This is a genomic window from Streptococcus oralis, from assembly GCF_003943825.1.
Taxonomy (GTDB): Bacteria; Bacillota; Bacilli; order Lactobacillales; family Streptococcaceae; genus Streptococcus; species Streptococcus oralis_CD.
This window is the reverse complement of sequence record NZ_RJNJ01000012.1, coordinates 1-15,980: the sequence shown is the minus strand read 5'-3', so window position 1 is coordinate 15,980 and position 15,980 is coordinate 1. Positions and strand designations below refer to the sequence as shown.

Annotated in this window: 18 protein-coding genes; 4 read left to right on the top strand and 14 right to left on the bottom strand. The window is 41.0% G+C overall.

Features of this window, described 5'->3' with window-relative positions; genetic code table 11:
* Positions 1-174: 174 nt before the first annotated feature.
* The 3 genes from D8863_RS09320 to D8863_RS09310 are packed head-to-tail and all read right to left on the bottom strand — an operon-like array spanning position 175 to position 2,609.
* Complete coding sequence (locus D8863_RS09320) at positions 175-1,515, bottom strand: sensor histidine kinase (RefSeq protein ID WP_125418563.1); 1,341 nt, start codon at positions 1,513-1,515, stop codon at positions 175-177.
* 13 nt (positions 1,516-1,528) lie between these two features.
* A complete protein-coding gene (locus D8863_RS09315) occupies positions 1,529-2,266 on the bottom strand; it encodes a response regulator transcription factor (protein ID WP_125418561.1) in 738 nt (245 codons plus the stop codon).
* Positions 2,267-2,270: 4 nt separating this feature from the next.
* Positions 2,271-2,609, bottom strand: coding sequence for a LytTR family DNA-binding domain-containing protein (locus D8863_RS09310; RefSeq protein WP_125418559.1), 339 nt, complete (start codon positions 2,607-2,609; stop codon positions 2,271-2,273).
* Between the two features lie 279 nt (positions 2,610-2,888).
* Here D8863_RS09310 and D8863_RS09305 point away from each other — a divergent pair, with 279 nt between their 5' ends.
* Positions 2,889-3,218 (top strand): helicase BlpT, encoded by a 330-nt coding sequence (locus tag D8863_RS09305; protein ID WP_125418557.1) that lies wholly within the window; start codon positions 2,889-2,891, stop codon positions 3,216-3,218.
* 148 nt (positions 3,219-3,366) lie between these two features.
* Here D8863_RS09305 and D8863_RS09300 read toward each other — a convergent pair whose 3' ends face one another.
* Both D8863_RS09300 and D8863_RS09295 read right to left on the bottom strand, forming a co-directional pair.
* The gene (locus D8863_RS09300; protein WP_125441748.1) at positions 3,367-4,416 is read right to left on the bottom strand and encodes an ABC transporter permease; all 1,050 of its coding nucleotides are present in this window, start codon (positions 4,414-4,416) and stop codon (positions 3,367-3,369) included.
* Positions 4,413-5,144: an ABC transporter ATP-binding protein gene (locus tag D8863_RS09295; RefSeq protein ID WP_125441747.1), complete on the bottom strand. Its 732-nt coding sequence runs from the start codon at positions 5,142-5,144 to the stop codon at positions 4,413-4,415. Before D8863_RS09295 ends, D8863_RS09300 begins: the two co-directional genes overlap by 4 nt.
* A 67-nt stretch (positions 5,145-5,211) precedes the next feature.
* Here D8863_RS09295 and D8863_RS09290 point away from each other — a divergent pair, with 67 nt between their 5' ends.
* The 3 genes from D8863_RS09290 (at position 5,212) to D8863_RS09280 (ending at position 6,633) form a co-directional block, all read left to right on the top strand.
* Entirely contained in the window at positions 5,212-5,622 is a 411-nt protein-coding gene (locus D8863_RS09290; RefSeq protein WP_125441746.1) for an HIT family protein, read from the top strand.
* Positions 5,623-5,631: 9 nt separating this feature from the next.
* On the top strand, positions 5,632-5,910 hold the full coding sequence (locus D8863_RS09285) for a hypothetical protein (protein ID WP_125414575.1): 279 nt from the start codon (positions 5,632-5,634) through the stop codon (positions 5,908-5,910).
* Between the two features lie 69 nt (positions 5,911-5,979).
* Positions 5,980-6,633: a hypothetical protein gene (locus tag D8863_RS09280; RefSeq protein WP_185761473.1), complete on the top strand. Its 654-nt coding sequence runs from the start codon at positions 5,980-5,982 to the stop codon at positions 6,631-6,633.
* Positions 6,634-6,713: 80 nt separating this feature from the next.
* Here the strand turns inward: D8863_RS09280 and dnaJ are convergent, their stop codons facing one another.
* From dnaJ to D8863_RS09235, 9 genes are all read right to left on the bottom strand, one after another.
* On the bottom strand, positions 6,714-7,850 hold the full coding sequence (dnaJ, locus tag D8863_RS09275; protein WP_125441744.1) for a molecular chaperone DnaJ: 1,137 nt from the start codon (positions 7,848-7,850) through the stop codon (positions 6,714-6,716).
* Positions 7,851-8,300: 450 nt separating this feature from the next.
* Positions 8,301-10,124 carry a molecular chaperone DnaK gene (dnaK, locus tag D8863_RS09270; RefSeq protein ID WP_125441743.1) on the bottom strand — a complete coding sequence of 608 codons (1,824 nt, stop codon included), beginning with the start codon at positions 10,122-10,124 and terminating at the stop codon, positions 8,301-8,303.
* A 238-nt stretch (positions 10,125-10,362) separates the two neighbouring features.
* Positions 10,363-10,758: a hypothetical protein gene (locus D8863_RS09265; RefSeq protein WP_084848897.1), complete on the bottom strand. Its 396-nt coding sequence runs from the start codon at positions 10,756-10,758 to the stop codon at positions 10,363-10,365.
* A gap of 10 nt (positions 10,759-10,768) precedes the next feature.
* Entirely contained in the window at positions 10,769-11,284 is a 516-nt protein-coding gene (grpE, locus tag D8863_RS09260; RefSeq protein WP_084848896.1) for a nucleotide exchange factor GrpE, read from the bottom strand.
* A gap of 26 nt (positions 11,285-11,310) precedes the next feature.
* Complete coding sequence (gene hrcA, locus D8863_RS09255) at positions 11,311-12,345, bottom strand: heat-inducible transcriptional repressor HrcA (protein ID WP_125441742.1); 1,035 nt, start codon at positions 12,343-12,345, stop codon at positions 11,311-11,313.
* Between the two features lie 160 nt (positions 12,346-12,505).
* Positions 12,506-13,018: a DUF2812 domain-containing protein gene (locus tag D8863_RS09250; RefSeq protein ID WP_125441741.1), complete on the bottom strand. Its 513-nt coding sequence runs from the start codon at positions 13,016-13,018 to the stop codon at positions 12,506-12,508.
* A 33-nt stretch (positions 13,019-13,051) separates the two neighbouring features.
* Entirely contained in the window at positions 13,052-13,627 is a 576-nt protein-coding gene (locus D8863_RS09245; RefSeq protein ID WP_125441765.1) for a DUF2812 domain-containing protein, read from the bottom strand.
* Positions 13,627-13,947, bottom strand: a complete 321-nt coding sequence (locus D8863_RS09240; RefSeq protein ID WP_000423991.1) for a PadR family transcriptional regulator — start codon at positions 13,945-13,947, stop codon at positions 13,627-13,629. Before D8863_RS09240 ends, D8863_RS09245 begins: the two co-directional genes overlap by 1 nt.
* 157 nt (positions 13,948-14,104) lie before the next feature.
* On the bottom strand, positions 14,105-15,980 hold a 1,876-nt coding region (locus D8863_RS09235), incomplete at its 5' end, for an SHIRT domain-containing protein (protein WP_142999478.1).

Sequence of the window (15,980 nt, the reverse complement as noted above, 5' to 3'; positions counted from 1 at the left end):
GTAACCTCAGGATAGCTACTGTCTAGTCTCGTTTCTTCTTAAATCCCTTATTGACTTAACAAATGGTAAAAAAACTTAAAAATTATAAAAATCCATAATTAATCTTTCCAAAACATTTATATTATAGAATTCTGTTATATTTATTCCATTATTTAATCATTCTATTACTTGCTGTCATTCAATTGATAACATTGTCAAAACCTGACGAAAGACTTGATTTTGACAGGTTGTATTGAGACTAGCATTGGGATAACTTTCAACAATCTTCCTGACGGTATAGAGACCAACACCTCGTTCCTCCCCTTTAGAACTAACTCCAAAAGAGAAGATTTCAGAAACATCTATGCCCTCTTCTTTGATGGAGTTTTCAATGATAAAGATCTCCTGTTCTCCATTTTTTAAAAAGGCGATTGAAACATGAGGTTGACTAGCCTCTGCACTGGCTTCAATAGCATTGTCACAAAGGATAGATACGATAGTTAAAAAATCAAGCAGACTCATCCCCTCAACTTGAATCTCCTCAGGAACTTCGACATTAAAGACAATATCCTTTTCTCTGGCTTTTATAAATTTTCCTGCAAGGAGACTTTTGAGGGCACGATCACGAATATTCACCAACCGTCCAAGGTCATATTTATTGTCCTGAAATTTCTGGACGGAGTCCTTTAAAACGGAGTTGTAGACCTCTTTTATCTGCTCCATATCCTCCTCTTCAATACCTAGGCGTAAGCTAGTCAAGAGGTTGGCATAATCATGACGAAAGCTCCGTACTTCCTTGTAAAGTTCCTCTATATGCCGACTATACCGCTCCATTTCTCTATAGCGCAAAACCTGCTCTTGGTTCAGTTTCTCCTGAAGTTTTTCCTTCAAGTAGGTATCCAATTTCTTGATAATCCCCATAAAAAAGAGCAAGTAAAACACCAGAATCAGATGGCGAATAGTCGTTGATTGAATATCTTGTACATATTCTAAATAAGACAAACTTTGCATCACTAGATAGTAGGCTCCCATTATCCAGTTAATCTTAGTCAGAGACTTTTGAAAATCTTTGTCTAGAATCTCCCTCCTCAAGCTAGTAAAATCATAGTCTAACCATTTCAAAAAGGCTAGAGAAATAAAGCAAATGAAAATTTTTATAAATAACCAAATAAAAGAGAGGTCATCGTACACTTGCCCTTGCCCCAAAAATGGAAGCACAAAATAGGAGATTCCTCTATAAAAGAGATTTACCAATATCATTGGAAAGAGACCATAAAATAGAAGGAGTTTTTTAGAAAACCCTCTTAAAAACAAGAAAGATAAACCTATGCCGTACAAGGGTTCCACAAAATAAGATAGGTAAGCATTTCCTACTATATAGCTAATCGTTACAAAAACAACTGCCAAAAGTATCTTAAAAAGAAAGGCCTTAAAAACTCTCTCCAGAGTCAGAACAATTCCATCCACCTTAAAAAATATAAACAATTCCAATCCAGATATCAAAAACGCATATACTATCTTCCAAACTAATTCCATTCCATCACCTCACTCAGTGTAAGTTATTGATAGCCTCAGACACTTCCCTAACCTTATAACGCGCGATTAGACAGCTTCCACCATTGGGAAAGAAAAGGAGTTTTTCTTTCTTATCCAATTGAACCACATTGGCAGGATTGATGAGAAAAGAGCGGTGGCACTGCAAGAGACGGGGTTCCTGCTTGAGAACCTCCTCTAAACTCGCTGTAAATTCCAACCTATCCGTCTTGGTATAGAGAATAACACGATGGGCTCTAGGCGACGTTTCGAGATAGTAAACCTCTTTAAAGGGATACTGGAATTGAGCAAATTTTGATTTAAAGTAAAAGCAATCTTCCGCCAGACTTTTACTATCTTGACTATTGGCATAGAGGAGGGCTGTCTCGATCCGAGATTCAAACTCCTCTGTCGACAAGGCCTTATCAATGTAGTCCAAAGCTGACACTTGGTAGCGAAAGGACAGGGGCATAAACTCCGAGTGAGTTGTCACAAAGACGATTAGAGCATAAGGATTCCGATCCCGAATCTTTCTAGCCACTTCTAGCCCCTTCATCTCTTCGTTTCGAATCTCAATATCCAAAAAGAAAAGCTGATGCACCCCCTTCTCATCCACCTCTGCCAGCAGTTGGTCTGGTTTCCCAAAGACTTCAAAAGAACTAGGAATGATACTCTGTTTTTTCAAAAGTTTTTCAATCGTCGTTTCAATTCTAACTTGTTGGGAAAAGTCATCTTCTAAAACAAATATTCTCATCTTCTTACTCTCCTTGTTTCAACCATTTTTGGCGAATGTCTCTATAGCGACGTCTGGCATACTGAACAGCATATCGACCTTCTTCTCCAAGAAAAAGAGTCTTTCTTTGGATATCCATGGATTTTAGTCGTTCAAGGTTGACCAGACAATTTCGATGACATCTCGTCAAGGTTTCCCCATATTGTTTCTCAAGATTGCTTAAATTTTGAAACAGATCAAAGCTAGCGTTTTCTGTAACAATCTGCACGGTATGGGCTTTACTTGGATGCGTTTGGATATAGTAGATATCCTTTATGTTTAATTTGAAAATTTCTTTCTCTTTTTGGATGATGATATAGTTCATGGATAAAACCTCCTGAAGAGAGGATACCATAAGTCTAGAAACTATTTTTCACCAAATCCTAAACGGTTCTTAAAAATTCCTAAAGTGTCGAAGTTTTTACAAAATAACTATGATAACCTTACAACTATTTTATCATAAAATCCCGCTATTACCATTCAGGAAATTTCAATGACAATTAAAGATTTAAAGCTGAAAAAGGAGATAAAAGTGATAGACTGGCAGTATCAAAAAACAGTTGCTAGAAACAAGACTAGCACCCAGATTAAAGGAGGAATTCTCATGACAGATACAGAACCTATCAAAAGAGCTCAGATTTTGATTACTGAGTTAAACAAAGCCTATCAAGCATGCAAACAGGCAACAGCTGATGACGTTCGCTTTCAGGAGCAACTGAACAATATCCTCCGCTTTCTCTCTAAAGCTGAGACAATGGATAATCGATTCTTGATTGAGCTGGAAAAATTTTACCAAACTTCCAGTCTCCTCATGGGCCTCAGTGCTCTCAATCCAGATGCTCCTACTCGCGCCGCTTGGCGGGCCTATGACCGTTTCCACTTTGACCAAGTCAAGACTAAGTTGAGTCTCTACGGACCAACCATTATCTTGTAGAAAATAAAAGAAGCTGAGACAGAACTCAACTTCTTTTTTAGTATCATATAAGCAATGTTATACTCAATGAAAATCAAAGAGCAAACTAGGAAGCTAGCCGCAGGTTGCAGATAAAGCTGACGTAGTTTGAAGAGATTTTCGAAGAGTATTAGTCCTGCATCTGACGTTTCACCTGATAAGGGAGATACAAGATTTGCAGGACCAGTCCAGCTCCAAGCAGGGCTAGAAGAGCTAGTTTTTCTTGGAGGGTAATCAAACCAACTATCAGCTGAACCAATAAAACAAAACCTGTCAATCCTCGGATAACTTCCTGTAGTCCCTTCTCTTTCTCCCCTTTTTCTAGTGGAAAGAGCTGGGTCAAATACTGGTAGTCAAAAGCACGATAGAGAGCCAACAACTGGAAGAGCAAGAGGTAGTTAAACAGCACTACCACCGCTGTCGCGATCCAAGATTGCTCGATAAAGATCACAGCTAACAAGGATAGGAAGAGGAGGCGGAGACTGAGGGCAAAGAGGTCTCCATTTCGCAAGTAAGAACGAAGATAGAGATTTTGCCAGATCTTCCCTGGAACCTTTTGAACCGTCTTTAGAATGAAATCCAGATAAGCGCGACGTTTGACACTATTTGAAACGCCCTTGACCTGCGTAAAGAGAGCAAAGAAACGAAGCAAAACTTGCTTGCGCTTGCTTTCTTGGGAGATCACATAGTCCCAGTCGAGACCAGTATCAGTAAAAAATTTACTGGCTTTTTGACGAAAAAGGAGGTATTTCCCAGCTCCTAATAAAAGCACATAGACGAGAAAGACTGGCAAGCCATAGCCCATGGCTAAAAACAAGGGTGCAAACAAGAGTAAAAAGAGGGTTTGAACAATTGTCCAGAAAACCAGTGAACTCACCGTCTGTCCTTTGAGGTAGGACTTTACCTCCTCTTCACTGACTAAGAGAAAGAGCTTGTCAGGTCCTTCTATATAGGTCGCGATTCCTCCCCAAGCCAAAAGCAAGGCAGATACAATCCCTAAAAACAAGAGGATAGGCCAATGATTTTCAGGAAAATCTTGCAAGAGTTGGTTGTATTGGTAAGCTAGAAAACCGATGAGAACTAGTAGGAACAAGACAAAGTGGTCATTGAGAACATAACGCAGATAACCGACACACTCCTTACGAAAAGCCTGCTTTCGCTTTAAAAACAAGTCTTTCATAGCTCCTCCTCTTTGGTCAGAGCCAAGTAAATATCATTCAAACTCGCTTCAGGCATGCCAAAGGCTTCGCGGAGTTGCTGGAGGTTCCCCTGAGCCCGCACCTCTCCCTTGTGGAGAATGACAAAGGCATCACACATCTTCTCCGCCGAATCCAAAACATGGGTACTCATGAGAATGGACTTGCCTTTTTGCTTTTCTACTTCTAGAAGCTGAATCAAGTCAGAAATGGCCAACGGATCGAGCCCAAGGAAAGGCTCATCAACGATGAAAAGGCTCGGATCTACGACAAAAGCACAGATAATCATGACCTTCTGCTTCATTCCTTTGGAAAAATGCACTGGGAACCAGTCTAATTTTTGATCCAAACGAAACATTTTTAACAAAGATTCTACTCGCTCAAAAGCCACTTTTTGCTCAATACCATAGGCCATGGCCACCGTCTCGATATGCTCCCTGAGGGTCAATTCCTCATACAGACTAGGCGTTTCTGGGATATAGCCAATCTGCTTGCGATAGCTGGTCGCATCTTCTCGCAGGGTGAGACCATTAATCCTGATTTCTCCACTGTAAGGTGTCAAGAGACCAATAATCTCATTGATTGTCGTTGATTTCCCAGCACCATTGAGACCAATCAAACCGACCAACTGCCCACTTTCAACTGTAAAGGACACATCTTTCAAGACAGGAACGTGAACATAGCCTCCTGTCAGGTTTTTAATTTCTAACATATTTTCTCCGAATCTGGTATAATGTAGCTATATTATATCAAAATTCAATACAGTAGAGGTGGATTTTATGTCAGATTGCATTTTTTGTAAGATTATCGCAGGGGAGATTCCTGCTTCCAAAGTATACGAGGATGAGCAGATTCTTGCCTTCCTTGATATCTCTCAAGTAACGCCTGGACACACCTTGGTCGTACCCAAAGAACACTATCGCAATCTTTTAGAAATGGATGCTGCCAGCGCCAGCCAACTCTTTGCTCAGGTACCAACAGTGGCTCAAAAAGTCATGAAGGCTACCAAGGCTGCCGGAATGAACATCATCGCCAACTGTGAAGAAGTCGCTGGTCAAACAGTCTTTCATACCCACGTGCATCTCGTACCTCGCTACGGTGCAGAAGATGACCTCAAGATTGACTTTATCGCCCACGAACCTGACTTTGACAAACTTGCCCAAGTCGCTGAAACCATAAGAAACGCTTAAGGAGTTGCCATGAAACTATCCAATCTATTGCTATTTGCAGGAGCTGCAGCTGGAAGTTATTTTGTCGTGAAAAATCGCCAAGCCATTCAGGATGAAGTGCTAGATACAACTGACCGCGTCGAAGCTATCAAGGCTGATTTGGATATCATCCAAAACAGCCTACAAATCATCGACCAACAAAAAACCCTTATCAAGGAATACCAAAAAGATTTAACCTATAAGTTCAAAGTCTTGGAAAAAGATTTCCAAACCAGAATGGCGGTCCTCCAAGAAGAAAAACAAGAATAAGAAAGCCTCCAACTTTCCTTAATTCCATTTTGGGTTACTAGATTTGAACAGAAAAAGGAGGCAATGAAAATGAAACAGTTTGTAAAAGTTCTAGCGAAGGTCATCGCGATCCCTTGCGGCTGCCTTAGCCTTCTTGCAGTCCTGGCATTTCTACTAGTGGCCAATCTTTTCAAAGCGTCACCAAGTGACATCCGAAAAGGGAATGACGACTTAAAACAAATCTTTACCTCCCTTGACATGCCTCCTGAGAAAGTAGAATCGGATGGACACTATCAATACGAGGGTGGAGGCCTAGATTTTTATGTTACTTTCTCAGACGAGGTCATCAATAGTCACCCCGTCCTAAAAGAAAGTCCAAAACTCACCAAAAACCGACTTAAAGTCTATGTCCTCCAGACAGGAGATATTTCCTACTATAAAGTAGGGGACAACTTGTTCAATCACGGTTTAATACAATTTTTAAAGGAGGAGGGCGAGAAGTATTTCCAAGAAAAAGGAAAGAAATCAAAATCTTCTTACACAATTCTAAATTGGAAAGATCAAGAAAGTCTTAAAAAGGGAATTGCTTTCTATGAAAAAGCTTTGACCTTGGTCGATATTCAGGATAATTCGGCAATCAAGCACATTGATACCATCACCGTGAAATCTGGTAAAGAAGAGGAAATCAAACAACTCATCCAAGATATGGATGCAGCTGGCTTACTCAAGCAAAAGTATAAATAGTAGGCTAACTGGAAAATGATTTTTCTGACGCTAAATTTTCAAAAATAACATAAAAAAAGAGCCAATTGGCTCTTTTTGCTTTATTCACCTTCAAAGGCATCTTTTATATGGTCAAAGAAGCCTTTTTTCTTTGGATTGACTTTCAAATCACCTGCAGCTGCGAATTCTTTAAGCGCTGCTTTTTGGCGATCGTTCAAGCCTGTCGGAGTTACGACCTTAACGGTTACGTATTGGTCACCAACAGCACCACCACGAAGGCTCGGTGCTCCCTTGCCACGTAGGCGGAATTTCTTGCCAGTTTGAGTTCCCTCTGGAATGACCAATTCGACAGCGCCATGCACAGTTGGAATTTCCACAGTATCTCCTAGAGTTGCTTGGACAATATTAAGATTTAACTTGTAGAAAATAGTTGTTCCTTCACGTTCAAACTTATCACTAGCTTCAACTGAAACCACTACGTACAAGTCCCCGTAAGGTCCACCATTAAAGCCTGCTTCACCTTGACCCGCTAGGCGGATTTGTTGGCCAGTTTCTACACCAGCAGGGATTTTTACATGTACGCTATGAGCTTGCTTTTCATGACCTGTTCCGTGACATGTAGTACATGGATCTTTAATTTCTTTTCCGCGACCATGACAGACATCACAAGTTACTTGGCGACGCATCATACCAAGAGGAGTCTGCGTATCGACATTAATGACACCAGCACCATGACAGCGTCCACAAGTAACTGGACTTGTCCCTGGCTTAGCACCAGATCCGTTACAGGTACGACAGCTTGCTTCACGATTGTATTTGACTTCTTTTTCCGTTCCGAAGATGGCTTCTTCAAAAGTCAAATTCACACGATACTGGAGGTCATCCCCTTGACGAGGAGCGTTTGGATTGCGCGAAGCTCCGCCTCCCCCGAAGAAACTTGAGAAGATATCTTCAAAACCACCGAAGCCACCTGCTCCGTCAAAGCCGCCGAAACCACCTGCACCACCAAAGCCACCGTTAGCGCCCGCAGCACCATATTGGTCGTAGGCTGCACGTTTTTGGTCATCACTCAAAGTTTCATAGGCTTCTTGAACTTCCTTGTATTTTTCCTCAGCGCCAGGCTCCTTGTTGATATCTGGGTGATATTTTTTTGAAAGCTTACGATATGCCTTTTTGATCTCGTCTGCCGAAGCGTTTTTTGACACCCCCAGACGATCATAAAATTCAGTATTGTTCATACAAGATACCAAGACCGTAAAATTCGACTGAAAAATAGGAAATCTGACGCTGGAGCGATGCTCCTAGGCAGATTTATCTTTTTTCCGAGAATTTAGGTCGGGTTCAATTCCTTTCTTTTATATTTAGTAAGAAAGCTCAGAGCTCGAGTTCAATTACGAACACCCTTATTCCTTTCTGTTAATATTGCGGAACGAAACCACGATTTAGGTCGGGTTCAGTTCCTTTCTTTTATATTGATGGGACAAAAGCCAAATAAATCAGGTTCAGTCCCTTTTTACCGAAAAACAGAGGCTGGGCTGCAACCTCTGGATTTCTTACTATACTTACTAGTTTAAGTTTTAAAAATCAAACTAGTAATGCTGAATTGAGTTTCGGATTAAAGGAATCCTCAAATCTCGGAACCTTTCTTTATTTCAAGAGGTTCCGCTAAAACAATCCACTGGATTGTTTTACTTCTCCGTAAACTCTCCGTCTACGACGTCATCGCCTGCGTTTCCTGTTGCTTGTGCGCCTTCTGCTCCTGCTTGAGCTTGTTGTGCTGCTGCGGCTTGTTCGTAGAGTTTAACAGCAAGTCCTTGAGCTTTTTCGTTCAATGCTTCGAGTTTTGCTTTCATTTCGTCCAAGTTGTTGTCTTCTTGCGCTTTCTTAAGGTCATCAAGAGCAGCTTGGGCAGAATCACGTTCTGCATCGAAGCCTTTTCCTTCAGTTTCCTTGATTGTCTTTTCAGTCGCAAAGATGGCTTGGTCTACTTCGTTACGAAGGTCAACTTCTTCCTTACGTTTTTTATCTGCTTCAGCGTTTGCTTCTGCATCTTTCATCATGCGGTCGATTTCTTCATCAGTCAAACCTGAGTTAGATTGGATGACAATAGTTTGTTCTTTTTGAGTTCCAAGGTCTTTGGCCTTAACAGACACGATACCGTTCTTGTCGATGTCAAATGTTACTTCGATTTGAGGAATTCCACGAGGTGCAGCCGGGATGTCAGTCAATTGGAAGCGTCCAAGAGTCTTGTTATCTGCTGCCATTGGACGTTCACCTTGAAGAACGTGGATATCAACGGCCGGTTGGTTGTCCGCTGCAGTTGAGAAGACTTGTGATTTAGATGTTGGAATAGTAGTGTTGCGATCGATAAGTTTTGTGAAGACGCCACCCATTGTTTCGATACCAAGTGACAATGGTGTTACATCAAGAAGGACAACGTCTTTAACATCACCAGTGATTACACCACCTTGGATAGCAGCACCCATGGCAACAACTTCGTCAGGGTTTACTGATTTGTTTGGTTCTTTACCAGTTTCAGCTTTCACAGCTTCTACAACGGCTGGGATACGAGTTGAACCACCAACAAGGATAACTTCGTCGATTTCTGACAAGCTCAAACCTGCATCTGAAAGGGCTTGACGAACTGGAACTTTTGTACGTTCAACAAGATCACGAGTCAAATCGTCAAATTTCGCACGAGTCAAAGTCATTTCCAAGTGAAGAGGTCCAGCCTCACCAGCAGTGATGAATGGCAAGCTGATTTGTGTTGAAGTTACACCAGAAAGGTCTTTCTTAGCTTTTTCAGCCGCATCTTTCAAACGTTGCATTGCCATCTTATCAGTAGACAAGTCAATACCGTTTTCTTTCTTGAATTCTGTTACCAAGTGGTCGATGATTTTTTGGTCAAAGTCGTCACCACCGAGTTTGTTGTCCCCTGCAGTTGACAATACATCGAAGACACCGTCACCCAATTCAAGGATAGATACGTCGAATGTACCACCACCAAGGTCGAATACCAAGATTTTTTCTTCTTTGTCAGTCTTGTCCAAACCGTAAGCAAGGGCCGCTGCTGTTGGTTCGTTGACGATACGTTCTACTTCAAGACCAGCGATTTTACCAGCGTCTTTAGTTGCTTGACGTTGAGCATCGTTGAAATAAGCTGGGACTGTGATAACTGCTTTGGTTACTTTTTCACCAAGGTATTCTTCAGCGTAACCTTTCAAGTATTGAAGGATCATAGCTGAGATTTCTTGTGGAGTATATTCTTTTCCGTTAGCAGAAACTTTTTCTGAAGTTCCCATCTTAGATTTGATAGAGATAACTGTATCTGGGTTTGTAACTGCTTGACGTTTTGCGGCATCACCAACGATGATTTCTCCGTTTTTGAATGATACTACAGATGGAGTTGTACGGTTTCCTTCTGGGTTTGCGATGATTTTGCTTTCAGTTCCTTCAAGAACTGCAACTGCTGAGTTTGTTGTACCTAAGTCAATACCGATAATTTTAGACATGTGTTTTTCTCCTTGTTAGTTAATTTTCTATTTTTCTTTTTGATACTCTTCTTAGGTGGCGGCGCCGTCAGAGCTTGACTCGTCAATCTCTTTGACTAAACTTTGAGCCTATGGTCTCAAAGTTTGCGCAAATAGCGCCACGGCGAAGAGTATCGTCTTTTGTTTACTTCGCTCACTATTGCAAAGCTGAACAATTTCTTATCTTTCTTCATAGTTTATTGTCGTTTCGGACAGGTTTTTATTTTTTAGGCGTCAATGTAATAACAATCACCACTTTATCCCACTCTAAAATTTTCTGTTTCAAAGTTCTATTTGGATAAGTTTTATGATTAATTTCATAAACACTGCCACCTTTTAGAATGATTTCATCCCATTGTTCAAGCCCTTCAAAATATTCCAGCCTTTTTTTCTCAGTTCGTTCAAGTTTAAAAACTGTTTTCTGACTTTGATAATTCCAATTGTTTTTTGAAGCTCGTTTTCTAGTTGTAAAAAGATTTTTTAAGAACCCCCAAAAGAGTCGTAAAACTGGATAAATAATCAATAACCATAATAACACTACAGCTATTAGAAGTATTACCGTTACTAGTCCATATTCCTTTACCAATTGGATTAATAAATTTATTATTTGTTCCATCTATCTCTCTCTAATTATACACTACCACCATGGCTGGGCGTAGGATGCGGTCATGGAGTTTATAGCCTTTTTGGAAGACTTGTGCGATGGTATCTGCTGGGTGTTCATCGTCTGCTGGGAGAGTTTGGATGGCCATGTGATAGTTATGGTCAAATCCGCCGTCAGCTGGAATTTCTTCAATCCCTTCTTCTTTTAAGGCATGTACCAAACTTTCTTGGACCATTTCCAAGCCCTTCTTCACATCATCTGTCAAACCTTCAACTGCTAGTGCACGTTCTAAGTTGTCAAGCGACGGTAAAATTGCTTTTGCCAGATCTTGGCTACGATAACGTTGCAAGTTTTGACGTTCTTCATTGGCACGGCGTTGAATATTCTGCATTTCTGCATGAGCACGAAGATATTTGTTTTCGAACTCATCCGCACGTTCATTTGCCAAGTCCAACTCAGACTTCTCAGGAGTTGTTTCTTCAGTTGTTTCCACAACTTCCTCTTCTTTCATTTCTTCGTTTTTTTTATCTTGGGCCATTTTCGCCTCCTTTAATGATTTCAAAATTAATTTACTTCGTAATGATTACTACTGAGGTAGCGATAAAAATCCGTCAACTTCATCGTCAAAACACGATTGACCACATTGACTTGGTTGACCAATTGCTGGTAATCCAGATTGACCGGACCGATAATTGCCAGAATTCCAAAACCTCGATAAGGAATGAGGAATTTACTGCTAATCACTGCTAGGTTAGCTAGACAGGATTCCTGACTGTCCGCAACACGGACATTTTGCATTTTATCTTCATGCAGACCTTCACGAATCTCTAGAGCCACCTTTTGCGGTTGGTCAAAGAACTGATAGGCTGCTAGATTGGCAAAATTCAAGAGATTGACCTTGCCCGACACTACAATGTTTTCGTTGAACATTTCTTTAAAAATGTGTTCAAAGAGATCCATGACATTGTCCGTGGTTGTAAAGTAACGCTGGATAATCTGCGGAATCTCCGTCCGAATCTTGTAATGAATATCTAGAACGGTATGACCGAGGAAACGTTCCTGAATGATTGCCTTCAGTTTCAGCAAATCTTCATGCAAGAAGTTCCTTGGAATCAGAAATTGACTGGTAACCGTTCGGGACTCGTCTAGGGTAAATACTGCCAAGGCTGTATGTTGCCCCAAGACAACAATATCAAAGGCTGTCAACCGTTGCCTGCTCGGCTCAACATCCAGAGCCACTACCGTACAGCCACTCAGGTCTGTCAGTAGATTAGCAGCCTCTTGCAGAATATCCTCCAGTTTGAAGAATTCCTGATCAAAGGCTTTGACAATCTCGTAAACCTCATTTTCAGCCAGTCTGTCAAAAGCCAGCGAGTGTTTCACATAGTACTGAAATCCCGCGACACTTGGCATCCGACCGCTTGAGGTATGAGCCTTCTCAAGCAACCCCTGCTTCTCTAGAGCCGCCATGTCATTACGAATGGTAGCACTACTAGAATTGATAGACTCTTGCAAGGCTTTGGATCCGACAGGTTCGTGCGTTTTGGTAAAGATATCAATAATCCGATTTAAAATATCCTGTTGACGCTCTGTAACCATCTCATCACTCCTCTCTGTCTGATCGATTAGCACTCTATGCATCCAAGTGCTAACTCATGATTCTATTATACACCCTTAGAAGAGAATGTCAAGGCAAAAATTCAAAAAATTAGCACTCTTTTACCAAGAGTGCTAAAAATCAGTCTGAAGACCTAGAATCTTACTTCTCATCTACTTGGTATTTCCTTTTAAGTCTGAAAAAACCATAGATTAGATAAGAAATTAAGCAAGCGTATAAAACGAAAATAATAAAGAAAGACTGAGACAAGTTTTCTCGATACAAACTCATGCAAACAACAAGACCACCTGAAAAAGTGGCTATACAGGAACGAAGTCTAGACCGCATAACTTCCCATCTGAGACCCTTACTCATATAGACTTTCTCCTCTGAAAGTATATCAGAAGTTGGTTTACGAAGAATTGAACAAAAACCTGTTTCTATCAATTCCCAACCGCTATTTCTAAAATCTTGTAGTTCATGCTTATACTTTTTAAGAAATCTAGAATCATAGATATGGTAGATGACATCGTCCGGTTGACATTGGTCAAAATAGAAAAAACCAAAACGACTAGTTCTATATCTCCAACCTTTCAAGTGCATCTCATGTAAATATTCTTCTTCCTTGTCCAAATCAACAATGGTGAAAATCCTAAATTGCTTTTTATTTATCATGACTTTCCCTCCAATTTGAGCATACCTACCTTATCATAAATCTGATAATTCCTTCTTTTTATGCCATAACTTCCAGCTAATATAGGCAACTATTAACAAAAGGATTAAAGACAAGAAAATATCTAGCCCGACCGCAAGAAAACTCCATAGACCATACGCATTACTTCTATTGAGCAATTTAAGTAAGAATGGTATATGTATGGCTAGCAAAAGTAAAACAGGTACTAGCCGCAGTCTTAAAATGCGATTAACCATAGCTAACTTCCCTGTAGCGTCATTATAGATTTCAAACTCAGTATCCGATTCAATTTCAGAATGTACTTTTCTAAAATAGGAAAAACTATTAAAGTCGGTAATATGCTCCCAGCCACAGTCTTTAAATAATTGTAAATAGGAGGCTCTCTCTGATTTTTCCATTGGGTAAAAATCCAACTGATAAGATACTTGCTCAGGCTGACATTTTTCAAAAGTATACTTAACTACAAACAATAAAATAGAATAGCTTACTTTCCTAAGTTTCCAGCCCTTAGCATGCATTTCTCTAAAGTATAGAGCTTCCCTCTCATAATCCGCAATTGTAAAAATTCGATAAACAATTTTCTTTTCCATCATACTTCCTCCAAACTGTTTCTATAGAGCCGTTCAATACGTTTCAATTCAATATCTAAGACTTTGCGTCCCAAGTCTGTAATCTGATAGATTTTCCGTTTTTCCTCCTCTCGGACAAAAGAAATCAAGCCATCCTTTTCCATCTTTGACAAGGTTCCATACATAGTTCCAGGACTAATCGAAACTTGCGAATCTGTCATCTCCTTGACCTTTTGCGTAATACTATAACCATGACGTTCCTTTTGCAGACAGAACAAAATATAAAAGCCCGTTTCCGTCATCGGAAGATAGACCCGACGAACCTTATCTGTTAATTCCATTTATAGGCACCTCCTATTCAGTTCGATATATCGCACTTCGTTATATAAAATATATCACAGCTCGATATAAAATGCAAGAAAAAGAGAGAACGATTTCTCGTTCTCTCTTCTTAGACTCAGGAATTAAGAATTCAATTTCTTATTTCCTAAGAGTGGCTTAGTCTTTCTTACGAAGAACAAAAGCTGCTAGACTTGCAAAGGCAAGACCGATGATTGAAAGAAGACCAGATACTGCTGAACCCGTGTTTGGTAACAAGTTCTGATTTTGACTACTTCTTTCTTCTGGTTGACTAGTATTTCCAGAATCTTTAATTGGGGCCGGAGTGAATTCCCAGGTGCCTACGAAGTGTGCGTCTGCTCCATTGATGGTTTCCGATGTCTTGTCATAGGACTTGAAGCTCCATGTACCTTCTGCCGTCTTCACTTCTGTTTGACTTGGTTGCGTTGGCGTTACTTTGCTGCCATCTTTCAAGTTTGTTTGGTCTGCTGGAAGCAAGGCTTTCACTTCTTGTGGAAGTTCTTTACCTGGAGTTCCGCTAACAAACTCGTGAACTGCTTTATGAGTCACTGTTGGAACTGGAGTTGCTGTAAATTCCCATGTACCTATAAACTTAACATCTGCTCCATTAATGGTTTCCGATGTCTTATCGTAGGACTTGAAGCTCCATGTGCCTTCTGCTGTCTTCACTTCTGTTTGACTTGGTTTCGTTGGCGTTGCTTGGCTGCCATCTTTCAAGTCTGTTTGGTCTGCTGGAAGTAAGGCTTTCACTTCTTGTGGAAGTTCTTTACCTGGGGTTCCGCTAACAAACTCGTGAACTGCTTTATGAGTCACTGTTGGAACTGGGCTTGCTGTAAATTCCCATGTCCCTACAAACTTAACATCTGAACCGTTGACAGTCTCTGAAGTCTTGTCATAGGACTTGAAGCTCCATGTACCTTCCGCGGTCTTCACTTCTGTTTGACTTGGTTGAGTTGGTGTTGCTTGGCTACCGTCTTTCAAGTCTATTTGGTCTGCTGGAAGAAGGGCCTTCACTTCTTGTGGAAGCTCTTTACCCGGAGTTCCGCTGACAAACTCGTGAGTTGCCTTGTAAGTTGGTGCTGGGGTAAATTCCCAAGTTCCTACAAACTTAACATCTGAACCGTTGACAGTCTCTGAAGTCTTGTCGTAGGACTTGAAGCTCCATGTGCCTTCTGCTGTCTTCACTTCTGTTTGACTTGGTTGAGTTGGAGTCGCTTGACTGCCATCTTTCAAGTCTGTTTGATCTGATGGAAGCAAGGTTTTCACTTCTTGTGGAAGCTCTTTGCCTGGAGTTCCACTTACAAACTCGTGAACTGCTTTATGAGTCACTGTTGGAACTGGGATTGCTGTAAATTCCCATGTCCCTACAAACTTAACATCTGAACCGTTGACAGTCTCTGAAGTCTTGTCGTAGGATTTGAAGCTCCATGTGCCTTCTGCTGTCTTCACTTCCGTTTTACTTGGTTGAGTTGGAGTCGCTTGACTGCCATCTTTCAAGTCTGTTTGATCTGATGGAAGCAAGGTTTTCACTTCTTGTGGAAGCTCTTTGCCTGGAGTTCCACTGACAAACTCATGAACTGCTTTATGAGTCACTGTTGGTGCTGGGGTAAATTCCCAAGTACCGACGAAGTGGGCATCCCCTCCATTGATGGTTTCTGATGCCTTGTCATAAGATTTGAAGCTCCATGTACCTTCTGCTGTCTTCACTTCCGTTTTACTTGGCTGAGTNGGAGTCGCTTGACTACCNTCTTTCAAGTCTGTTTGNTCTGATGGAAGCAAGGTTTTCACTTCTTGTGGAAGGTCTTTGCCTGGAGTTCCGCTGACAAATTCATGTGTTGCCTTGTAAGTTGGTGCTGGGGTAAATTCCCAAGTACCGACGAAGTGGGCATCCGCTCCATTGATGGTTTCTGATGCCTTGTCGTAGGACTTGAAGCTCCAGGTGCCTTCTGCTGTCTTCACTTCCGTTTTACTTGGCTGAGTTGGAGTCGCTTGACTACCGTCTTTCAAGTCTGTT